This window comes from Duganella rhizosphaerae (assembly GCF_040364205.1).
In the GTDB taxonomy this organism is placed as follows: Bacteria; Pseudomonadota; Gammaproteobacteria; order Burkholderiales; family Burkholderiaceae_D; genus Rugamonas; species Rugamonas rhizosphaerae.
The window spans coordinates 49,915-72,238 of sequence record NZ_BPWK01000003.1; the positions used below are offsets into that span (position 1 = coordinate 49,915).

At 67.3% G+C, this 22,324-nt stretch carries 18 protein-coding genes; 9 read left to right on the top strand and 9 right to left on the bottom strand.

All coding sequences use genetic code 11. The features are described 5' to 3' along the window. Positions 1–4: 4 nt before the first annotated feature. Entirely contained in the window at positions 5–1,945 is a 1,941-nt protein-coding gene (locus RUGAMON1_RS07520; protein WP_445229921.1) for a CHASE domain-containing protein, read from the bottom strand. Positions 1,946–1,958: 13 nt separating this feature from the next. Further along, entirely contained in the window at positions 1,959–3,071 is a 1,113-nt protein-coding gene (locus RUGAMON1_RS07525) for an HD-GYP domain-containing protein (RefSeq protein WP_445229922.1), read from the bottom strand. A gap of 129 nt (positions 3,072–3,200) precedes the next feature. On the opposite strand from RUGAMON1_RS07525, the gene RUGAMON1_RS07530 reads away from it, so the two are divergent. From RUGAMON1_RS07530 to RUGAMON1_RS07540, 3 genes are read left to right on the top strand one after another with little or no spacing between them, the layout of a single operon-like run. After that, a complete protein-coding gene (locus RUGAMON1_RS07530; protein WP_445229923.1) occupies positions 3,201–3,671 on the top strand; it encodes a MarR family winged helix-turn-helix transcriptional regulator in 471 nt (156 codons plus the stop codon). Between the two features lie 8 nt (positions 3,672–3,679). Then, entirely contained in the window at positions 3,680–4,426 is a 747-nt protein-coding gene (locus tag RUGAMON1_RS07535; RefSeq protein WP_445229924.1) for a 2OG-Fe dioxygenase family protein, read from the top strand. Positions 4,427–4,482: 56 nt separating this feature from the next. Continuing rightward, entirely contained in the window at positions 4,483–5,835 is a 1,353-nt protein-coding gene (locus tag RUGAMON1_RS07540) for a hybrid sensor histidine kinase/response regulator (RefSeq protein ID WP_445229925.1), read from the top strand. Positions 5,836–6,086: 251 nt separating this feature from the next. On the opposite strand, the gene RUGAMON1_RS07545 is transcribed toward RUGAMON1_RS07540, so the two are convergent. Both RUGAMON1_RS07545 and RUGAMON1_RS07550 read right to left on the bottom strand, forming a co-directional pair. Then, on the bottom strand, positions 6,087–7,385 hold the full coding sequence (locus tag RUGAMON1_RS07545; protein WP_445229926.1) for a DUF1501 domain-containing protein: 1,299 nt from the start codon (positions 7,383–7,385) through the stop codon (positions 6,087–6,089). 19 nt (positions 7,386–7,404) lie between these two features. Beyond that, positions 7,405–8,865: a DUF1800 domain-containing protein gene (locus tag RUGAMON1_RS07550; RefSeq protein ID WP_445229927.1), complete on the bottom strand. Its 1,461-nt coding sequence runs from the start codon at positions 8,863–8,865 to the stop codon at positions 7,405–7,407. 167 nt (positions 8,866–9,032) lie between these two features. Between RUGAMON1_RS07550 and RUGAMON1_RS07555 the strand changes: the two genes are divergently transcribed. From RUGAMON1_RS07555 to RUGAMON1_RS07575, 5 genes are read left to right on the top strand one after another with little or no spacing between them, the layout of a single operon-like run. After that, positions 9,033–9,734, top strand: a complete 702-nt coding sequence (locus RUGAMON1_RS07555) for a CerR family C-terminal domain-containing protein (protein WP_445229928.1) — start codon at positions 9,033–9,035, stop codon at positions 9,732–9,734. After that, positions 9,731–11,185 (top strand): efflux transporter outer membrane subunit, encoded by a 1,455-nt coding sequence (locus tag RUGAMON1_RS07560; RefSeq protein WP_445229929.1) that lies wholly within the window; start codon positions 9,731–9,733, stop codon positions 11,183–11,185. Before RUGAMON1_RS07555 ends, RUGAMON1_RS07560 begins: the two co-directional genes overlap by 4 nt. 12 nt (positions 11,186–11,197) lie before the next feature. Beyond that, positions 11,198–12,355 (top strand): efflux RND transporter periplasmic adaptor subunit, encoded by a 1,158-nt coding sequence (locus RUGAMON1_RS07565; RefSeq protein ID WP_445229930.1) that lies wholly within the window; start codon positions 11,198–11,200, stop codon positions 12,353–12,355. A gap of 9 nt (positions 12,356–12,364) precedes the next feature. Beyond that, on the top strand, positions 12,365–15,499 hold the full coding sequence (locus tag RUGAMON1_RS07570; RefSeq protein ID WP_445229931.1) for an efflux RND transporter permease subunit: 3,135 nt from the start codon (positions 12,365–12,367) through the stop codon (positions 15,497–15,499). Positions 15,500–15,515: 16 nt separating this feature from the next. Continuing rightward, positions 15,516–15,974 carry an AraC family transcriptional regulator gene (locus RUGAMON1_RS07575; RefSeq protein WP_445229932.1) on the top strand — a complete coding sequence of 153 codons (459 nt, stop codon included), beginning with the start codon at positions 15,516–15,518 and terminating at the stop codon, positions 15,972–15,974. A gap of 37 nt (positions 15,975–16,011) precedes the next feature. On the opposite strand, the gene RUGAMON1_RS07580 is transcribed toward RUGAMON1_RS07575, so the two are convergent. After that, positions 16,012–16,923, bottom strand: coding sequence for an alpha/beta fold hydrolase (locus RUGAMON1_RS07580; RefSeq protein WP_445229933.1), 912 nt, complete (start codon positions 16,921–16,923; stop codon positions 16,012–16,014). 5 nt (positions 16,924–16,928) lie between these two features. Next, on the bottom strand, positions 16,929–17,285 hold the full coding sequence (locus RUGAMON1_RS07585) for a DUF6463 family protein (RefSeq protein ID WP_445229934.1): 357 nt from the start codon (positions 17,283–17,285) through the stop codon (positions 16,929–16,931). Positions 17,286–17,382: 97 nt separating this feature from the next. On the opposite strand from RUGAMON1_RS07585, the gene RUGAMON1_RS07590 reads away from it, so the two are divergent. Next, positions 17,383–17,928, top strand: coding sequence for a TetR/AcrR family transcriptional regulator (locus RUGAMON1_RS07590; protein WP_445229935.1), 546 nt, complete (start codon positions 17,383–17,385; stop codon positions 17,926–17,928). Here RUGAMON1_RS07590 and RUGAMON1_RS07595 read toward each other — a convergent pair. Genes RUGAMON1_RS07595 through RUGAMON1_RS07605 form a run of 3 tightly spaced genes read right to left on the bottom strand, consistent with a single transcriptional unit; the run spans position 17,925 to position 22,215 of the window. Further along, complete coding sequence (locus tag RUGAMON1_RS07595; RefSeq protein WP_445229936.1) at positions 17,925–19,340, bottom strand: efflux transporter outer membrane subunit; 1,416 nt, start codon at positions 19,338–19,340, stop codon at positions 17,925–17,927. The two genes, RUGAMON1_RS07590 and RUGAMON1_RS07595, sit on opposite strands and share 4 nt — an antisense overlap. Then, the gene (locus RUGAMON1_RS07600) at positions 19,337–20,536 is read right to left on the bottom strand and encodes an HlyD family secretion protein (protein ID WP_445229937.1); all 1,200 of its coding nucleotides are present in this window, start codon (positions 20,534–20,536) and stop codon (positions 19,337–19,339) included. Before RUGAMON1_RS07600 ends, RUGAMON1_RS07595 begins: the two co-directional genes overlap by 4 nt. Positions 20,537–20,541: 5 nt before the next feature. Further along, positions 20,542–22,215, bottom strand: coding sequence for an MFS transporter (locus RUGAMON1_RS07605; protein ID WP_445229938.1), 1,674 nt, complete (start codon positions 22,213–22,215; stop codon positions 20,542–20,544). Positions 22,216–22,324 lie beyond the last annotated feature (109 nt).

Genomic DNA, 22,324 nt, shown 5'->3' on the forward strand with positions numbered 1-22,324 from the left:
AAACCTAGAGCTGAAGCGCCGGCTCCGGCGGCGCCCCTTCCGGCGCCCGCATCGGCAGCACCAGCGTGACGGTGGTGCCCCTGCCGGCTTCGGATTCGACCCGTATGGTCCCGCGCAGCATGCCGGTGACAATGTTATAAACGATATTCATCCCCAGCCCTGAACCGCCCTGCCCCATCTTGGTGGTGAAGAAGGGATCGAAGACCTTGTGCAGCGTGCTGGCCGACATGCCGACGCCGTTGTCGGCGAAGGTCAGCTTCACCGTGTCGAGTTCCTCGCGCCGCGCCTCGATGACGATGGCGCCGCTCTCGCGGCCGTCGAAGCCGTGCAGCAGCGCGTTGCCGATCAAATTGCTCAGCACCTGGCTCAAGCTGCCCGGATAGGAATCGAAATCCAGCCCCGGCGGCACGTCGACGCGCACCTCGCACCCATTGCGCCGCAGCTGCGCCGCGTAGGTGGCCAGCGTATCGTGCACCACCTCGTCGAGCCGGAAGCGGCGCCGCTGGCCGCTAGCCTGGTCCACCGCCACCTGCTTGAAGGAGGTGATCAGGTCGGCCGCCCGCGTCAGCGAGCTGCCCATGATGTCGCAGGCCTTGCGGGCGTCGCCCAGGTGCGCCTCCAGCACCGAGCGTTTCAGGCCGCCCTCGGTGGCCAGGCGCCGCTCGAAATCGCGCACCATGTCGCTCAGGGCGCTGGCGGTCAGCAGGCTGTTGCCGATCGGCGTATTCAGCTCGTGCGCCACGCCGGCCACCAGCGCGCCCAGCGACGCCATCTTCTCCGACGTCAGCAGATTGGTCTGCGCCTGCTTCAGCGTCTCGGCCACCACCGACAGATCGCTGCGCGCCTGCTCCACATTGCTCTTCTGCCGTTCCAGTTCGGCCAGGCTGTATTCCAGCCCGTGCTTGGCGTCGATCACGCGCCGGGTCGACACCAGCAAGGCCGCGATCAGCGCGCTGATGATCAGGCCCACCACGCCGATCAGCAGCACCGGCAGCGGCGAACTGCTGTAGCGCGCGCCGCCATATCCCTCGATGCGCAACTGCCAGCGGCGCTGCCCCACTATCAGCGCCTTCTGCGACGCCAGCCCTTCCAGCGGGGCGCCGCGCGGCTGGCGGATCGCGGCCAGGCTGGCGCTGTCGTAGAGCAGCGCGTCGGCGCCGGATGGCGGCGCGTCCTTGCTGTCGTAGTAGCCGTCGTCGCCGATGCGCACCCGCATATGCTCCAGCAGCGGCGCATCGATCACCTCGCGCATCAGCGTGTTGACGCGGAAAACGATGGCGACAAAACCGAACAGCGCGGCCTGCCGTTGCTCGGCCGTCTGCAAGGGCAGCCCGGCGCGGTAGACCGGCGCGCGCGCGACGAAGCCCGGCTGGCCGCTGGCGTCCTGCACCAGCGTGATGCGCTCGGTGGCGACGATCTCGCCGGTGTCGCGGCCCAGCTCCAGCGCCTTCAGGTGCGGCGGCAGCGCCCCCAGGTCCAGGCCGAAGGCGTTCTCGTTGCCCTTCAGCGGTTCGGTGTATTCGATGATGTAGTGCGGGCTGCGGGCGCTGGCCGGGTGCACCTGGAAATCCGGATAGCCGCCGGCCGCGATAGCGGTATCGCCCCTGACGGCGGCGCTGAACGCGGCCAGCTGCGCAGCCGGCACCACCCGCACGAACTGGATCGCCTGGAAGCCCGGATAGCGCCGGTCCAGCTTGAGCTCCGCCACGAAGCGGTGAAAGCGTCCGCGGTCGATGCGGTCCTCCAGCGCGTACATGGCCTTGATACCGAGCAGCACGTCGAAATAGGTTTGCAGCCGTACCTCGGCGTCGCGCGCCACCTTGTCGGCATCGCGCTGGAAGTTCGCCTGCACCTGCTGGCGCTGCGTCACCACCACGAAATAGCAGGTCGCGGCCGTGAGGAATATGCCAAGAAAGAACGCCAGGTAGCCGCGCGATCGTTTCATATGGCGTCCTGTTCTAGGCCGCGATGTCCGGCGCCGCGGCGCCCGGCGCGTGATCGCTGTACCGCTCGGCGATCGCCATGAACTCTTCCTCGATGGTCAGCATGGCGTCGACCACGTCGGGATCGAAATGCTCGCCGCTGCCTTGCCGTATCATCTCCATCGCCGTCTCGTGGGTGAAGGCCGGCTTGTAGACCCGCTTGGAGATGAGCGCGTCGTAGACGTCGGCCACCGCCATCAGCCGCGCCGACATCGGGATCGCGTCGCCCACCAGGCCTTGCGGATAGCCGGAGCCGTCGTACTTCTCCTGGTGCGAATACGTGATCTCGCGCGCGTAGCGCAGGAAGGTGTTGGTGTAGCCCAGATGGTGCTCGACGTTGGCGATGGCGTCGCGCCCGTACACGGTGTGCAGCTTCATGACGGCGAATTCCTCGTCCGTCAGGCGGTCCGGCTTGAGCAGGATGGCGTCCGGGATCGACACCTTGCCGATGTCGTGCAGCGGCGCGGCCTTGAACAGCGACTTGATATTGGCCTCGCTCAGCTCCTCCTCGAAGCGCTTGTGCGATTGTAGCTGGCGCCCCAGCGCGGCCACGTAGTGCTGCACGCGGCGCAGGTGGTTGGCGGTTTCGTATTCGCGCGTCTCGGCCAGCGAGGCCAGCGCCCAGATCATCGCGTCGAGCATCTGGCTCAGTTCCGCCGTGACTTCCTCGACCACGTGCTCCAGCAGGTTGCGCTGCTGCTTGAGCAGTTCGCGCGAGTGGCGCAGTTGCAGATGGGTGTCGACCCGCGCGCGCAGCACCTCGCCGACGATAGGCTTGAGCACCACGTCGGCGCCGCCTTCGACCAGGGCGCGCGCCTCGTCGGCCTGGCCTTGCAGGAAGATGACGGGAATGTCGGCCGTATCCGGGCTGGACTTGAGCTGCTGGCACACGCTGTAGCCGTCGATTTCCGGCAGCGCCGTGTCCAGCACCACCAGGTGCGGACGCGGCACCTGCTGCATGATGGCCAGCGCCGCGCCGCCGTTGTTGGCCAGCTTGACCTCGTACTGGTCCTGCAGCAGCCCATGCATCAAGATCAGGTTGTCCGGCGCCTCGTCGACGACCAGCACGATGGCCTTTTTGATGTTCATCCGCCACTACTCCCCGGGATTGGTCTGTATCGCTAGCATGATAGATGATAACCGCCGACGGAATTTTCCCGCAAAACATTTTTTCTCGGCTAGCTTGCAATTGTATAGTGCACTACCTATACTGTGGGCATGGATACCAAAACACCCCCCGCCCTTTCCGCCGTCGCCTCGGCCGTACCCCAGCTGGACGGCCAGCTCTGCTTCGCGCTGTATTCGACCTCGCTGGCGATGAGCAAGTTGTACCGCAAACTGTTGCGCGGCCTCGGCCTGACCTATTCGCAGTACCTGGTGATGATGGTGCTGTGGGAGAAAAACGAGCTGACCGTGTCGGAGGTCGGCGAGCGCCTGTTCCTCGATTCGGCCACCTTGACGCCGCTGCTCAAGCGCATGGAGGCGGCCGAGCTGCTGACCCGCACCCGCGCCGCCAGCGACGAGCGCCAGGTCATCATCACGCTGACGCCGCACGGCGACGCGCTGCGCCACGAGGCGGCCAAGCTGCCGCCGTCCATCCTGCAAGCGACCAAGTGCACGCTCGATGAAGTGGTCGGCATGAAGCAGCAGCTGAACGCGCTGCGCGCCAGCCTGATGTCCGCCAGCTGAGAGAGCCGATGACGACCTCCAACCCGATCTACACCCATCCCCTCCATGTGGCCGACGCGCTGCGCAAGGACGGCTACGCGGTCATGCCGCCGCAGGACGTGGCGGCGCTGGCCGGCGTGCCGCTGGCCGCGCTGAACGCGCTGATCCCCAGCTGGGACGCGCTGGAACTGGACAACTACCTGAAGGACGGCGGCCGCTATCGGCGCCGCCGCCATTCCTGCTTCGTCCAGAACGGCGCCGAGCTGACGCAAACCGCGCACCGCGCCCACTGGCAGCCGCTGGAATACAACGCCCTGCACGGCGGCATGAACCGCCTGTTCGAACCGATGCAGGCGGCCACCGTGGCGCAGCCGGCCTGGCAGGCGCTGGTGCGCGGCATCGGCCAGTTGTGCAGCGCAGTGCGGCGCAGCAGCGACCCGTGGTACGTCGAGGCGCACCAGTTCCGCATCGACACCACCGACGGCATCGGCCGGCCGACGCCGGAGGGCGCGCACCGCGACGGCGTCGACTTCGTCGCCGTGCTGCTGATCGGCCGTGAACAGATCAAGGGCGGAGAGACTCGCATTTTTGAAGCCGATGGGCCGAACGGCAAGCGCTTCACCATGACCGAGCCGTGGACCATGCTGCTGCTCGACGACGCCGCCGTGATCCACGAATCGACGCCGATCCAGCCGCTGGGAGAGCACGGCCACCGCGATACGCTGGTGCTGACCTGGCGCGCCGGCGGTTTCCAAGGGCAGGAAAGTCCCCCCTGAAGGATTAAATCCGATATAGTCACAACAGCCAATATACGCATTCAGGAGGGTGGCCAGTGGACACCAGCTACGAAATTCAGCCCGACGAAATCGAAATCCTCATCGTCGAAGACAGCCCGACCCAGGCCGAACGCCTGCGCCGCCTGATCCAGTCGATGCGTTACGGCGCCCGCGTGGCCGGCAACGGCCAGCTGGCGCTCGATGCGATCCGCGAGCGCAAGCCACACCTGGTGCTGTCCGATATCGTGATGCCGGAGATGGACGGCTACACGCTGTGCCGCGCCATCAAGGCCGACCCCGAGCTGCGCGACATCCCGGTGATCCTGGTGACGTCGCTGATGGACCCCAAGGACATCATCCGCGGCATCGAGTGCGGCGCCGACAATTTCATCCGCAAGCCCTACGCCGAAGACTACCTGCTCAACCGCATCGGCCACATGCTGATGAACCAGAAGCTGCGCAAGAACCAGAACATGGAGATCGGCATCGCCCTGTACCTGGGCGACCAGAAGCACTTCATCAACGCCGAGCGCCAGCAGATCCTCGACCTCTTGATCTCCACCTACGAACAGGCGGTGCAGGTCAACAGCGAGCTGCAGGCGCGCGAACGCCAGGTGATCGAACTGAATATGCGGCTGGCGCACCATGCCGGCGAGCTGGAAACCATCAACCGCGAGATCGCGCTGAAGAACCTGGAGCTGGCCGAGGCGAGCCGGATGAAATCGGCCTTCATCGCCAACATGTCGCACGAGCTGCGCACGCCGCTCAACGCCATCATCGGCTTCACCGGCGCGCTGCTGATGAAGCTTCCCGGACCGCTCAATCCGGAGCAGGACAAGCAGCTCAACACCATCCGCACCAGCGCGCGCCACCTGCTCTCGCTGATCAACGACATCCTGGACGTGGCCAAGATCGAAGCGGGCAAGGTCACGCTGGAGCTGGAGACCGTGCAGTGCCAGCACCTGGTCAACGACGTGGTCGACACGCTGCGCCCGCTGGCGCTGCAAAAGGGACTGGAGCTGGAAGTGGAGCTGGTCGACGAAGCCATCGTGCTGGAGACCGACCGCCGCGCGCTGACGCAGATCCTGCTCAACCTGGCCAACAACGCGATCAAGTTCACCGAGACCGGCAAGGTCCGGGTCACGCTGGCCAAGCGCGCCGGCGAGGGCCGCGACATCGTCGAATTCGCGGTGGCCGACAGCGGCGCCGGCATCCGCGAGGAAGACCAGGCCAAATTGTTCCAGGCCTTCTCGCAGCTCGACTCCACCTCGACCCGCCACGCCGAAGGCGCGGGCCTGGGCCTGTACCTGTGCCAGAACCTGGCCAACCTGATCGGCGGCTCGCTGTTCTTCAAGAGCGATTTCGGCCAGGGCAGCACGTTCACGCTGGCGCTGCCGCATAAAGTTTGACTTTTTTATACTGTAGAAGCTTAGACACCGTAGTTCTACGGTATTGCACCGCAACATGAACAGGCATATAGTTGGAACTGTCTCCTCCAACCGTTCGCTGAACATTGGAATTCAGCCCGCACCGTCAAGGTAGCGGGCGTTTTTTTGCCCTTTTTCATGGGGGTCAGATCTGACATTCGGACACGGCCTCTGCCGTATCTGCTTTCTACGGCCGAGGCCGTGTCCGAATGTCAGATCTGACCCCCGTGCTTTTAAGCACGCAGCAGATCGAGCCTGGCGCCGCGCGGCAGCGACGGGAACACCTGCACCAGCTGCCTGTCGCTCAAGCGCAGATGGCGCTCGGCGATCGCCGCCAGCACGCTGCGAAAGTCGGTCGTCACCGGCAGGTCGCGGCCTTCGTTCAACTCGGCGTCGCCGACGCCGCGCCACTCGCCCAGCACCTTGCCGCCGTTGACGCCACCGCCCAGTACCCACATCACGTTGCCATGCCCATGGTCGGTGCCGCCGTTGCCGTTCTCGCGCGCGGTGCGGCCGAACTCCGACATCACCACGATGGTGGTCTGCTCGAACAGCGGTCCCAGTCGCTGCGCCAGCACCGCCAGGCCTTGCCCCAACGGCTGCAAGCGGTTGGCCAGCTGCCCGCGCGCCGCGCCCTGGCTGGCGTGCGTGTCCCAGCCACCCAGCGCCACGAAGGCCAGCTGGATATTCGGATCGTTGCGCATCAGCGCCGCCAGCCGCGCCGCATCGTCGGGGAAGCCGTTGGGCAAAGGCGCGCCGCCGTTGGCCGCCTGCATCTCGGCCGACATCCCGCCGCCGCCCATGCCCCCCATGCCGCCGCCGACCATCTTGCCGGCCGCCGCGTCCATCACTTCCTTGTGCGCGTCCTGGCCCTGCTGGTAGGCGGCGCCGAAGCGCGCGTTGTCCGCGTACAGCTGGTCGAAGGCCTTGCTCACCGCCGGCCGGTCCAGCACATTGGCCTTGGTGCCAGCCGCGCCGTTGGCCAGGTTGACCGCCGCCGCATGGCCAGACAGGATGCGCGGCATGACCGGGCCGATGCTCAGCGCGCGGGTCGGCGTGGCGACGCCGGGCAGCGTCGCCACCAGCCGGTTCATCCAGCCGTCCGCCGTGCTCTTGACGCCGGGCGTGGCCGATTCCATGTAGTCCTGCGCGTCGAAGTGGGAACGGGTGGCGTCCGGCGAACCGCTGGCGTGGACAAAGGCCAGCTTCTTCTGCTCCCACAACGGCAGCAGCGGCGCCAGCGCCGGATGCAGGCCGAAATAGCCGTCGAGATTGAGCGCGCCGTTGTCGTCGCCCGGCTTGGCCAGCGCGATGGTCGGACGCAGGCGCGCGTAGTTGGCGTCGGCCACCGGCGCCACCACGTTCAAGCCGTCCACCGCACCGCGCAGCATGATGACGATCAGCTTGCGGCCGGTGGCGTCGGCGCCCGCCGTGGCCGACGTCGCGGCCGTCGCGGCCCAGGCGTGGCGGCCCAGCGGTATCACCAGGCCGGCGCCGGCGGCCAGCGTGTTGAGGAAGTCTCTGCGTTGCATGATGGTCTCCAGACGATGATTAGCGCTGCATGAAATCGGGACTACCCAGCAGCATGGCCGCGCGCAGCGGCGGCGGGCTGCCGGCGACCGCGCCCTGCGTCCTGGCCGAAATCGAACCGGCCAGCGTCGCCTGCAAAGCCTGCACGTCCAGCGTGGGCGCCAGCTGGGTGGCGAAGGCGATGCGGCGGCTCAGCGCATCGGGATTGAGCCAGGCGTCTTGCGTGTTCTTGTAGCCGTCCGGCGTCTGGCAGCCGTACAGCGGCATGCCGAGGCGGGTCAGCACGCCCAGCGTTTGCTTGATGTCCGACGGCGCCGTGTCGCTGGCGCGCGCGGCCGAGATCACGTATTGATACGGCGTCTTGAACTTCGCCCCCACCGCTTCCGGCGCCATGAACTCGGCGCTGGCGAACAGGGTGCGCAGCACGCTGCGGATGTCGCCCTTGCTGTCGATGTAGCTCTTGGCCATGCGGTCCACCAGCGCCGGTGGCGGCTGGTCCTGCACGAAGTACTGCGCCAGCTGGAAGCTCAGGTGATGCGCGGTGGCCGGCAGCATCGCCAGCACGTCCAGCGCGTACTCGCCCTCCTCCTGGCCGCCGGCCTTGATGCGGCGACCCAGCCAGACCTTGTCGTCGCGGTCGTGGCGCGCGGCGTCGAAGGCGAAGGTGCGGTTGCGCGTAACCAGCTCGCGGTTGTCGTAGGTCCAGCCGGTCAGCATGCGCGCCAGCTCGGTCACGTCCTTCTGCGTGTAACCGCTGTCGACGCCCATGGTGTGCAGCTCCATCAGCTCGCGCGCATAGTTTTCATTCAGGCCGCTGCTCTTGGCTTTCTGGCCGCCCTGCTTTTTCCCGCGTGGGATGTAGCCGTTGGCGGTCGAGACCCAGTTGTCCAGGTAGTACAGCATGGCCGGATGATGCGCGGTGGCGCCCAGCAGGTCGCGGAAATTCCCCAGCGCGTAAGGACGGATCGCGTCGCGCTCGTAGCTGGCGATCAGCGCGCGGTCGACGCCCTTGCCGGCGAAGACGTTGAAGTGATTGAACCAGAAATCGACCATCACCTCTTCCAGCTGGTTCGGGCTGTCGACCGCGCGGGCGATGCGCGCCTCCGCCGTCTGCTGCGCGATGGCGGTGACCACTTCGCGGCGCCTGGCCTTGTCGCCGTCCGATTCGTCCTTCGCCATCGCGCGCACTTCCAGGAAGCGCCGCATCACCACGCCGGCCGGTTGCTGCACCGCGTCCAGGCTGGCCAGGCGTGCGCTCAACGCCGGCGGCAGCGGCGCGCCGGCCGCGAGCTGCGTATCGATGTAGCGCTGCACGCCCATCTGCGTCACCCGCTCGATGTCGCCCGGCTTGGGGCCGTAGCCGATGCGGTTCAGCACATGGGCGGCGGCCTGCTGCGGCGTCAGCGGCTCGGCCGCCATGACGGCGGCGGAAGCGGCGGAGGCGGCCACTGCGGCCACGGCGATCCAGCGGTAGAAGTTCATGACGGCGCTCCTGTCGAAAAATATATTTACTTTATAACGCAATATTGCCGGGTCTTAAACGACTGCCATGTATCGGTTGTAAGCGGAGGTTAGCATTCGTTCACAAATAAATTAAACAACTGATTTAGTTATATCAATCGTTTAAATTGTGTGTTGTAATGCCGCCCATGAACGCCAAACCCACTTCCATCGATACCAGCCAGCCCGCCGACGACGGCCGCAAGCCACGTTCGGACGGCGAGCAGTCGCGCGAGCGGCTGCTGCACGCGGCCATGCGCCTGTTCGCCGCGCAGGGCTTTTCCAAAACCTCGACCCGCGAGATCGCCCAGGCGGCCAACGCCAACGTCGCCGCGATCAGCTACTACTTCGGCGACAAGGCGGGGCTGTACCAGGCCTGCTTCAGCTTCATGTGCCAGCCGGAGCCGGACAATATCGCGCTGTTCGCCCAGCCGCATTTCACGCTGCGACAAACGCTGGAGGGCTTCTACCAGCAGATGCTGGCGCCGCTGATGGCGGATGGCCAGGACGCGCAATTGTTCCTGCGTTTGTTTTACCGGGAGATGCTGGAACCGACCGGGCTGTGGCAGCAGGAAATCGATAACAACATCAAGCCGGAACACTTGGCGATGGTCGGTGCGTTAAGCCGTCACCTGGGACTGGAGCAGCCCACCGACGACGTGCATCGGCTGGCCTATGCCCTGGCCGGCATGGCCGTGCAGCTCATGGTCGGACGCGACATCATCGCCTCGATCACGCCGCATCTGCTGGCCACGCCGGAAGCGATAGACAGCTGGGGGCAGTACCTGGTCGGCTTTGCCGAAGCCATGGTGCTGGCCGAGAAATCCAAACTTCAAAAAGGAAAAGCATGACGATATTCTTACGGGCGGCGGCACTGGCCGTCGTCGCGGCGCTCAGCGCCTGCGCCACGCAGGCGCCAGCGCCGCACGTGGCCGCGCTGGCGCCCCAGCAGTGGCAGGCGCCCTTACCCCACAACGGCAGCCAGGCCGACCTGGCCAGCTGGTGGAGCCGCCAGGCCGACGCGCTGTTGGTGCAGCTGATCGAATCGGCGCAGGCGGTCAGCCCGACCATCGCCACGGCCGGCTCGCGCATCGCGCAGTCGCGCGCCGAGCGCGTGGCTGCGGGCGCCGCGCTGGCGCCGTCGCTGGACGCCTCGGTCAACGCCAGCCGCTCCAACCAGCAATCGACGCTGCCGATGGGGACCACCTCGCAGGCGGCCCTGCAGGCCTCGTGGGAGATCGATCTGTTCGGCGGCAACCGCGCCGCGCGCGACGCCGCGCAAGCGCGCCTGGACAGCGCCCACGCCGGCTGGCACGACGCCCGCGTCTCGGTGGCGGCCGAAGTGGCCAACCAATACTACGGCCTGCGCGCCTGCGAGCAGCTGCTGGCCGTGGCCAAGCAGGACGCCGCATCGCGCAGCGACACCGCGCGCCTGACGGAGTTGAGCGCCAAGGCGGGCTTCCAGTCGCCGGCCAGCCTGGCGCTGGCGCGCGCCAGCGCGGCCGACGGCAACAACCGCTACATCACCCAGCGCGCCGCCTGCGACGTCAACGTCAAGGCGCTGGTGGCGCTGACCGCCATCGGCGAACCTGAGCTGCGCGGCAAGCTGGCCGCGGCGCCTGCCGCCTCACTCTCGGCAGCCGCCGGCGCCGCCGCCAGCGCGCCATCGATCGCCATCGCCGAACTGCCGGCACGCACGCTGAGCCAGCGGCCCGACGTCTTCACCGCCGAACGCGAAGTGACGGCCGCCAGCGCCGATGTCGGCTCCGCGCAGGCGCAACGCTATCCGCGCCTGGCCTTGTCCGGCTCCATCGGCTACGGCAACTTCCGCGCCGGTGGCGTCAACACCGGCACCGACACCTGGACCATCGGCCCGGTCTCGGTGTCGCTGCCGATCTTCGACGCCGGCAAGCGCCGCGCCAACGTCGACGCGGCCAGCGCCCGCTACGACGCCGCCGTCTCCAGCTACCGCGCCACCGTGCGCCAGGCCGTGAGCGAAGTGGAACAGGCGCTGGTCAACCTGGACGCCACCGGCGAACGCGCCGGCGACGCCCAGGCCGCGCTGCAAGGCTACCGCGTCAACTTCACCGCCGTGGAAGACCGCTACAAGAACGGCCTTGCCAGCCTGTTCGAACTGGAAGACGCGCGCCGCACCCGCCTGGCCGCCGAACAAACCGTCATCAACCTGCAGCGCGAACGCAGCGCCGCCTGGGTAGCGCTGTACCGCGCCGCCGGCGGCGGCTGGACCGCCCCGACCGACGGCGCCCCCGCCATCGCCAGCACCAGCGCCAACCCACAATAAGTAAGAGCCATCATGAAAAACCTGAAAACCAATCTGAAACCGGTCGCCTACGCACTGCTGGCCGTATTCGTCATCGGCGGCGCCGGCATGGCGTTCTACCCGTCCGCCACCCAGGCCGCCGACGACAAGAAGGCGGAAACCGCCAAGCCGGCGCTGACCGTCACCACCACCAAGCCGTCGGCCGCGCGCCTGCCGATCAAACTGGCCGCCAACGGCAACGTCGCCGCCTGGCAGGAAGCGAGCGTCAGCAGCGAATCGAACGGCTTGCGCCTGACCGAAGTGCGCGTCAACGTCGGCGACGTGGTCAAGGCCGGCGACGTGCTGGCCGTGTTCTCGGCCGATACGGTCAACGCCGACGTGGCGCAGGCCAAGGCCGCCGTGCAGGAAGCCGAAGCCAACGCCGCCGACGCCGTCGCCAACGCCGCCCGCGCGCGCACGCTGCAAAACACCGGCGCCCTGAGCGCGCAGCAGATCAGCCAGTACACCACGGCCGAGCAAACCGCCAACGCCCGCATCGCCTCGGCCAAGGCGGCGCTGGCCAGCCAGCAGCTGCGCCTCAAATATACGAAAGTCGTGGCGCCGGACAGCGGCGTAATCTCGGCGCGTACTGCCACCGTCGGCGCGGTCTCCGGCCCCGGCACGGAATTGTTCCGCATGATCCGCCAGGGTCGCCTGGAATGGCGCGCCGAAGTGGTGGCCGCCGACCTGCGCAACCTGAAGACCGGCACCGGCGCCGTCGTCAAGGCCGCCAACGGCAGCGAAGTGACCGGCAAGGTGCGCATGATCGCGCCGACCGTCGACGCGCAGACCCGCTCCGCGCTGGTCTACGTCGACCTGCCGGCCAACGCCGGCAGCAAGGACGCGCCGTTCAAGGCCGGCATGTTCGCCAGCGGCCAGTTCGAGCTGGGCACGTCGGAGGCGATGACGGTGCCGCAGCAAGCCATCGTCGTGCGCGACGGCTTCAGCTTCGTGTTCCGCCTCAACGCCGACCAGCATGTCAGCCAGATCAAGGTGCAGCCGGGCCGCCGCCTGGGCGACCGCATCGAGGTGCTGGGCGGCCTGACCGCCGACACGCAAGTGGTGGTGCGCGGCGCCGGCTTCCTCAACGACGGCGACCTGGTACACAACGTCGCCGAGACCGCGCCGGCCGCCAAGCTGGCCGCGAAGTAAGGACACGCCATGAATTTTTCCTCCCTATCGATCAAGAACCCGATCCCGGCGATCATGCTGTTCGCGTTGCTGACGCTGGCCGGCATGATGGCCTTCAAGGCCAATCCGGTGCAGGACTTCCCGGACATCGAACTGCCCATCGTGACCGTCACCGCCACGCTGGACGGCAGCGCGCCGGCCCAGCTGGAAACCGAAGTGGCCCGCAAGATCGAGGATTCGGTCGCCACGCTGCAAGGCATCAAGAACATCTACACCACGGTGCTGGACGGCGTGTCCACCACCACCGTCGAATTCATTCTTGAGAAGCCGATCGCCGACGCCGTCAACGAAGTGCGCGACGCCGTGGCCCGCGTCAAGGCCGACATGCCGGCCGAGCTGCGCGATCCGACCGTGACCAAGGCCTCCACCGCCGGCCGCGTGATCATGACCTTCACCGCCGCCGCCGCCAAAACGTCCGGCGAGAAGATGGACAAGCAGGAACTGAGCTGGTTCGTCGACAACGCCGTCTCCAAGCGCTTGCTGGCGGTGCCCGGCGTGGGCGCGGTCAAGCGCGTCGGCGGCGTCAAGCGCGAGATTCGCGTCGAACTGGACGACGCCCGCATGGCCGCCCTGCGCGTGTCCGCGCTGGACGTCTCGCGCCAGCTGCGACTGGTGCAGAAGGAAGCGCCGGGCGGACGCGGCGACGTCAGCGGCGCCGAGCAATCGGTGCGCACCATCGCCACCGTGCAGAGCGCGGCCGCGCTGGCCGCCATCGAACTGCCACTGAGCGACGGCCGCCGCGTGCGCCTCGACCAGGTGGCCACCGTGACCGACACCGTCTCCGAACCGCGCGCCATCGCGCTGCAGGACGGCGTGCCGGTGATCGGCTTTGAAATCTTCCGCACCAAGGGCGCCAGCGAACTGGCCGTCGCCAAGGGCGCGCGCGCCGCCGTCGAAGAACTGAGCCGCGCCAACCCGCGCGTCGAACTGAAACCGGTGATCGACAACGCCTTCCCGGTCGAAGAAAACTTCACCGGCTCGATGGAGCTGCTGTACGAAGGCGCCATCCTTGCCGTGCTGGTGGTGTGGTGGTTCCTGCGCGACTGGCGCGCCACGCTGGTGGCAGCCGCCGCGCTGCCGCTGTCGGTGATGCCGGCCTTCCTCGGCCTGTACCTGTTCGGCTACACCCTCAACACAGTCACGCTGCTGTCGATGGCGCTGGTGGTGGGCGTGCTGGTGGACGACGCCATCGTTGAAATCGAAAACATCGCGCGCCACCTGCGCATGGGTAAAACCCCGATGGAGGCGGCGATGGAAGCGGCCGACGAAATCGGCATGGCGGTGATCGCCACCACCTTCGCGCTGGTCGCCGTGTTCCTGCCGACCGCCTTCATGGGCGGCGTGCCTGGCCTGTTCTTCAAGCAGTTCGGCTGGACCGCCGTGGTGGCGGTGCTGGCTTCGCTGGTGGTGGCGCGTCTGCTGACGCCGATGATGGCCGCCTACATCCTCAAGCCGGTCGCGCACACCGAAGAAAAAGACGGCTGGATCATGACGCGCTACATCCGCGTGATGCGCTGGTGCCTGACGCACCGGCTGGTGACGGGGCTGGCCTCGGCCGCGTTCTTCGTCGGCTCGATCATGCTGGTGGGCCTGCTGCCGACCGGCTTCGTGCCGGCCGCCGACCGCTCGCAGACCCAGATCAACCTGGAACTGCCGCCCGGCTCCACGCTGGCGGAAACCGGCGTGGTCGCCGAACGCGCCCGCAAGGCCGCGATGGAAGTCAAAGGCATCAAGGCCGTGTTCAGCTCCATCGGCGGCGGCTCCAGCGGCGACGCCTTCGCCCCCGGCACCGCGGCCGAGGCGCGCAACGCCGTGCTGACGCTGACCACCGTGCACCGCAACGACCGCAAGGAATCGATGGCCGACCTGGAAGGCGAGATCCGCGCCAAGTTGAACGCCATTCCCGGCGCCCGCTTCAAGGTGGGCCCGCCGGACAACGGCGTCAAGATGCAGTTGGTGCTGCGCAGCGAAGACCCGGTCGCGCTGAAGGAGACGGCGCAAAAAGTGGAGCGCGAAATGCGCACCCTCAAAGGCGTCGGCAACGTGCGCTCGAGCGCCTCGCTGGTGCGTCCGGAAATCATCGTCACGCCGGACTTCGCCAAGGCCGCCGACCTGGGCGTGACCGCGTCGTCCATCGGCCAGACCGTGCGCGTGGCCACCGCCGGCGACTACGACACCGACCTGACCAAGATGAACCTGCCGGAACGCCAGGTGCCGATCCGCGTCAAGCTGCCGGACGCCGTGCGCGCCGACCTGGACGCCATCGGCCGCCTGACGGTGCCGGGCAAGAACGGCCCGGTACTGCTGGCCACCGTCGCCACCATCACGATGGAAAGCGGCCCGGCGCAGATCAGTCGCCTCAACCGCAGCCGCAACGTCACCTTGGAAGTGGAGTTGGGCAAGCGTTCGCTGGGCGAAGTGAACACCGAAGCGCGCGCGCTGCCGACCATGATGAACCTGCCGCCGTCGGTGAAGATCGCCGAACTGGGCGACACCCAGGAGATGGCCTCGCTGTTCGCCAGCTTCGGCATCGCCATGCTGATCGGCGTGCTGTGCATCTACTGCGTGCTGGTGTTGCTGTTCAAGGACTTCATGCAGCCGATGACGATTCTGGCGGCGCTGCCGCTGTCGATCGGCGGCGCTTTCGTGGCGCTGCTGATCACCGGCCGCGCGCTGTCGATGCCGTCGATGATCGGCCTGATCATGCTGATGGGGATCGTTACGAAAAACTCAATCTTGTTGGTTGATTATGCTATTCTGGCACGTCAGGAAGGCATGAGCCGATTCGATGCGCTGGTCGACGCCTGCCACAAGCGCAGCCGTCCGATTCTGATGACCACCATCGCGATGGGCGCCGGCATGATGCCGCTGGCGCTGGGCTGGGGCGCCGATCCGAGCTTCCGCTCGCCGATGGCGATCACAGTGATCGGTGGCCTGATCACGTCGACGCTGTTGAGTCTGCTGGTGGTGCCGGCCGTGTTCACCTACATCGACGACCTGGAACACCTGCTGCAACGCCTGATGGGCAAAGTGCGCCGCACGCCGGCGCCGGCCCCCGAGGAAAACGCGCCGCCATTGCGCAAGATCGCCGGCGGCGGACACTAAACGAAAGGAGATCATCATGGAATATGAAGTCAAGGATTTACCGGCGGTACGCGTCGCCTACCTGCGCTACAAGGGCCCGTTCGGCGCGCCGATCGGCGAGTTCTGGAAAGAGGTGTTCACGCCGTGGCAGAAAGCCTTTGGCCTGGTGGGCAAGGTCACCTACGGCGTGGCGCAGGACGATCCGAGCACCACGCCACCGGAGGAGTGCCGCTACGACGCCTGCGTCGAAGTGTCGGACGTGTATCCGATCAAGGAGCCGGCCAAGGAAGCCACGATTCCCGCCGGCCGTTATGCCGTCGCCAAATTCAAGGGCACCGGCGACCAGGTGCCTGCGGTGTGGGGCGAGTTCTTCGGCCAGTTGCACGCCGAAGGCAAGGTCGACGCCGGCCCGTGCTTCGAGCGCTATCCGGCCGACTACGCGATGGACCCGGCCACCGGCGTGTTCGAAGCGGAGCTGTGCATCCCGGTCAAATAGTCATACCGCAGGCGGCGCCGGCGTCCGCCGGCCGCCGTCATTCCCGGGCGCCTGCCAGCCTTGCAAGGAAGGCGTTGCAGGCCGCCGCCACCTGCCGTGGTGCTTCGACCATCGGCACATGTCCGACGCCATCGAGTACGATCTTCTGGCTGTCGCGCAGCTGACGATGCAGCAAGCTGGCGTCGTCGACATGCATAACCTTGTCCTCCCGTCCCCAAACAATCAGCGCCGGCGCGACAATCCTGGGCAACAACGCCGTCTGGTCCAGGTTGTCCTCGATGTCGCGCGCGATCCTGGCATTGATCGGCTGGCGCCGGACAAAGGCCCGTGCCAGGGCGGCCAGTAGGAAGCCTGGAATCACGGGCGGCTTGGCCATGCCGATCGCCATCATGGCGCGATAGTCGGCCGCCGTCGCGACCTCCAGCATGGGGTTGCGCCCGGTGCGTGCCAGGTGCAGGCGCAGCCAGCTCGGCGTCGATTCGGCGCCGGCAGCGTCAATCAACATCAGCGACGCAACCTGCTCCGGCGCCTCGGCCGCCAGGCGCAGCGCAATGGCGCCGCCCATGGAGTTGGCGATCAGGTGGGCGCGCTCGATGCCCAGCGTCTTGAGAAAGCTGCGCAAGCGGTCCGCCTGCGTGCCGATATCGTAGCGCAGTGCGTCGTCGAAGCTGCTGTCGCCGTGTCCCGGCAGGTCGGGCGCCACCAGCGGCAGCGCGACCCGCAGGCATCCGGCAAAGCGCAGCCATGCCGTCTTGTCGCTGGCGGCGCCATGCAGCATGACGACGGCCTCGGACATCGGCATGCCGGCGGGCCGGCGCAACAGGTAGGCCACGCGGCCAAACGGCAAGACAACGGCGCCTTGCGCCAGCTTGGCCCGCCGGGCTTCGGCCGACAAGGCGGCCCGCAGCAGCCAGTCGGCAAGGCGATGGCGTAACGGTTCTTTGTGCATGATGGTCACCAGTAGCGTCCAGCGCCGATCAGGATCGGAGCAAGCAGCAGCATCGCCCAGAAACCTGATTTCGGCACGGCCAGCACGGCGACGCAGGCCAATCCCAACAAATACCAGCCGATGATATTGATCAGCGCAAAGTCGGACGCCGCGGCGGCCACGATCGCGACATGCCCCACGCACAGCAGCAGCGGCCCGAAGATGGTGAACCAGAACGCGACCCGTCGCGCGTCGTGCCCCTGGAATTTCCCGAATCCCCCATCCCGCCACGCCGCGCGTATCGGTTCGCGGAACCAGAACAAGCCCGCCAGAATATGGGCGCCGCCCAGCGCCGCCAGCATCCATGCCGCCACTACAATCATGTCGTTCTCCCGTGTTTGAAAAGATCACCATACCTCAAGGTATGGTAGAGTCGCATCAATGATAGTCAGTGTCAATCCAATTCAACAAGGTCAAGTCATGGAAGAGAAAAACGATCGCCAGGCCTGGCTCGACGCCGGCCTGCAAACACTGGTCGAGGAAGGCACGCAAGGCCTGCGGATCATGTCGATCGCCAAGCGCCTGGGCGTTACCAAAGGCAGCTTCTACTGGCACTTCAAGAACCTGGAGCAGTATCAATGCGCGCTGCTGGATGAGTGGGAACGCCGCTACACGCAGGCGCCGATCAAGGCGGCGACGGGCGACGGAGCCGGCGCACACGAGCAGCTGCGCAGCCTGTTCTCCACCACGCCGGCGATGGCCCTCAAACTCGGCAGCGCCATGCGCGCGTGGGCCATCACCGACGACAGGGTGCGCGCGGCGCAAACGCGGGTCGACCAACAGCGCGTCGCCCATGTCGCACATCTGCTGGAGTCCCTCGGTTGGTCGAGGGAAGAGTCGCTGACGCTGGGGCGCTGGGCCTATTGCGCGTTCATCGGCGAGGCCGCTCTCACGGGAGCGCCGATGGGCGAGACGCAGACCCGGCTGGTGCTGTCGGTCCTGACGCCGCGCCAGGTCGACTACTAAGGACGAGCCGTCCAGCCGCCGCCCATGGCGCGGTACAAGTCCACCGACGCCACCAGCATGCGCGTCTTCAGCTGCAGGCGGCCGACGTCGGCGTTGTACAGCGTGCGCTGGGCGTCCAGTTCCTCCAGATACGACGCGTAGCCGTTGCGATAGCGGTTGTGCGCGATGCGCAGCGTTTCGGCCGCCGTCGCGCGGCGCGCGTCGTTCTGCACCGCCTGTTCCTTCAGGCGCGCCAGCGCACCCAGGCTGTTGTCGGTTTCGGCGAAGGCGGTGCGCACCGCATTCTCATACGCATAGATCGATTGGTCGCGCTGCGCCGCGACGGCGTCGGTCTGGTGCTGCACGCGATCGCCCTCGAACACCGGCGCGACGACGGCGCCCGTCAGCCGCCACAGCGCCGTCGGCGCGTTGATGAAATCGTGCCACTTCAGGTTCTGCACCCCGCCCACCATCGTCAGCTTGAACGACGGCAGCAGCTGGTCGCGCGTGGCGGCCAGGTTGGCGTTGATCGCCACCAGATTGAATTCGGCGCGCGCGATGTCCGGCCGGCGCCGCAGCAGTTCGGACGGCAGCCCCGCCGGCACCGCCGGCGCGGTCAGCTGCGCCAGCTCCAGCCCGCGCGCCACCGGGCCGGGATTGCCGCCGGCGAGGATGGACAGCGCGTTTTCCTGCTCGAAGATCGAGCGCTTGAGCTGCGGCACCTGCTCGGCGGTGGTCTGGTATTCGGCCTGCGCTTGCAGCCATTCCAGCCGCGAACTGTAGCCGACGTCGAACTGGCGCTTGGCCAGGTCGCGCGATTCCTCGCGCAGCTTCAGCGTGGCTTCGGTCAGCGCCAGCTGGGCGTCCAGGCCGCGCAGGTTCAGGTAGCCCGAGGCCACGGTGGCGGCGATCGACAACGCGGCGGCATCGGCGTTGGCCTGCTCCGTCTGATAGGTGGCGGTGGCGGCGTCGGTCTGCGCGGCCAGGCGGCCCCACACGTCGACTTCATAGCTGGCCTGGAACTCGGCCTGGTAGACGTTGGTGACATAAGGCACGCCGTTGTAGGCCAGCTGGCGCGTGCGGGTCGGCGCGGTGTCGACGAAGACGTTGGCCTTCTGCCCTGCTGCGGCCACGCCCACCAGCGCGCGGTACTGCGCCACGCGCGCGCGCGCTATGCGCAGGTCGCCGTTGTGTTCCAGCGCGGCGGCCACCAGCGCGCTCAGAGCCGGGTCGCCGAAGGCTTGCCACCATTGCGCCTCGACCGCCGCGCCCTGCGCCGTCTCGGCGGCGGTGCGCCAGGCGGACGGTGTCTGCAAAGCCGATGCGGGCGGAGGCTGCACCTTGGCCGCGCAACCGGCCAGCGCCAGCACGAGCACCAGCGCCACCGGACGCATCGCGCCTGGCAGCCGTGCCGATACGACGCGCTCTATCATGGCTTGGCTCCGGCGGTCCTGGCCGGCGCGGCGTTCGCATCGTTCAGCTCCCCCGACGTGTCGATGCTGACCACCACCGACATCCCCGGCGCCAGCCGGCGCGCCTTGGCCTGGCCCGGATCGATGCGGATGCGCACCGGTATGCGCTGCGCGATCTTGACGTAATTGCCGGTCGCGTTATCGGCCGGCAGCACGCTGAATTCCGAACCGGTGGCCGGCGATATCCGCTCCACCTGGCCGGTCAGCACCGCGCCGTCCAGCGCATCGACCTTGAACGTCGCGCTCTGGCCGACCTGCACGCCGTTCATCTGCGTCTCCTTCAAATTGGCGATCACCCACAGCTGGCGCGGCACCAATCCCATCAACTGCGCGCCGGTGTTGACGTAGGCCCCCTTGCGCACCGTGACCTGGCCCAGCTGGCCGTCTTCCGGCGCCGTGATGCGGGTGTTATCCAGGTCCACCTTGGCCGACTTCAGCGCCGCCGACGCATTCGCCACCGCCGCCTCCAGCGACAGCTTGTTCACCACCACCGTCTGCACCTGCTGCCTGGCGATCTCCAGGCTGGCGCGCGCCTGCTGCACCGCGGCCGCCGTCTGCACCTTGGCGGCCTTGGAGGTGTCCTGTTCGCGCAGGGACAGCGAGCCGTCGGCAGCCAGCGCATTGACGCGGCTCAAATCGGCCACCGACTTGGCGGCCTGCGCTTCCGCATTGGCCACGGTGGCCTGGTTCAGCGCCACCCCCGCCTCCGCCGTGCGGCGCGCCTGCTCCCAGTTGGCCAGCGCAGCCTTTTGCGCCGCCAACTGCGCCTGCGCCTGCTCGTAGCGCTGCTGGTAGATGCGGTCGTCGATCAGCACCAGCAGGTCGCCCTGCTTCACCTGCTGGAAATCCTGCACCCGCACGTCGACCACGTAGCCGGGCAGCTGGGTGCCGATCAGCGTGACCTGGCCGCGCACCAGCGCGTTCTCGGTGGAGACGATGGCGGTGCTGAACGGCGGCAGCCGCCACGCGTACAGCACGATCAGCACACCGACCAGCGCCACGAACGAAAACGCGATCGCCGAAACGATCTGCGCGCGCCGGTCCGGCGCCGGCGCGGTGGGCGCGGCGGCGGCGACGGCCGCCGCCGCGGCAGCAGCAGCCACCGCCGCGACGCGGGTTTCGGAGGAAGAGGAATTGTCGGGAGTATTGTTAGCCATAGGGGTCAGCGTGATCCGGAATTATTGAGAGAGACATTGGCCATGCCGGTTTGCGCGTTGTGCGCCGGGCTGCCCGGGCAGACCACGCACACCGACCACAGATAGCGGCCCAGCATCCAGGCCAGTGTCAGCAGCGCCACCAGGGTAATCATCAGGAAGACATCGTTGTACGCGAGGATGTTGGCCTCGCGCGTGGCCGCCGCGCCCAGCGCCGCCACGCCGGTCGCGCTGCGGGCGGCGGGATCGGCCAGCGCCGCGCCCACGCTGGCGCCGCCGCTCTGGATGCGCGCCGCCACCATCGGATCGAGCAGGGTCAGATGCTCGACCAGTATGCTGGAGTGGAATTTCTCGCGCACCACCTGGAACGTGCCGACCGCCGCCGAACCAAGCAGGCTGCCCAGCGTCTGCGTGATGCTGAACATGACCGAGAAGCTGACCAGGTTATTCGGCGCCGCGATCACGGCGCCGAAGCCCGACACAAACGTCGGCCCGATGAAGAAGGCGCCGCCGAAGGCCAGCAGGAACTGGCTCACATACAGGTCGGCGGGCCGGGTCAGGTTGGTGGCGTCCGAATCCATGTAGGCGCCGGCCGCCATCACCGCCAGCGAGAACATCAGCTGCAAGGGGATGCGCGCCGGCGTGATGGTCAGCGCGCTGGCCGCCATCCCGGCCACGGTGCCGATCATGACGACGATCCACAACATCTGCATCTGGTCGTTGTTCAGGCCCAGCGCCTGCAGGAAGCCCACAGTGCCGCTGGCCTCCGACTGCACCACGCGGATCAGCAACACCGACAAGGCCAGGCGCGCGATATTGCCGTTGCTGAGCCAACGCGTGTTGAGCAGCGGCCGCGCGCGGTTGTGCTCGACCAGCAGCGCGGCGGCGATCAGCACGATGGCGCCGGCCAGGCACAGGCCCAGCCAGCGCGATTCAAACCACCACACCGTGCGGCCCAGCGCCAGCACCGCCGACAGCAAGGCCACGCCGGGCGCGAACAGGCCGAAGGTGAGGAAGTCCATTTTCTCGAAAGCCTTGACGCGGTCGCCCGGCGGCAGCTTGAGCGCCAGCACGCAGGCCAGCGACAGCAGGGCCAGGCCCAGCTCGAAGAAGTACAGCCCGCGCCACTCGCCAAACTCCATCAGCTCCGACGAGAACAGCCGCGCCATCGGCAGTGCCAGCTGCGAGAAGCCGATGCCGAACACCACCGCCTTGAGCCGGTGCTGCGCCGGGAAGGCCTGCAGGGTGTAGTACAGGCCGAGCGTGGTCAGCGCCGCGCCGCTCATGCCGTGCGCCGCGCGCACCGCGATGGCCGAGGCCAGGCCGTGCACGAACAAGTGGGCCACGGTGGCCAGCGCGTACAGCACCAGGAACAATTCGGTAAACAGGCGCAGGCCGTATTGCTGGCGGAATTTCACCAGCAGCAGGTTCATCGACACATTGGCCATTACGTAGGCGGCCGGCAGCCACTGGATCTCGGCCGAGTACACGCCCAGCGAGCCTTGCAGGTAAGGCAGGTTGACCGACACCAGCGCGTTCCCCAGCCCGCCGGTGACGGCGACGATGAAGCCGATCACCAGGAACGCCAGCCGCCGCTCGGCCGTGTGCAGCGGTGTCGACGGCGATCCCGGCAAGGTGGGACGCTCGTGCGGAAGCCATACCTGTGGGGCGTACACGTCCATGTTCAGTAGATCCTGGTGCTATTTTTTGGGGCATAGAATGCACAATGACGAGCATATCACTATGCTCGTCATTGTTGACTATATTACAGCCCCGACAAAAGGGCTAGCC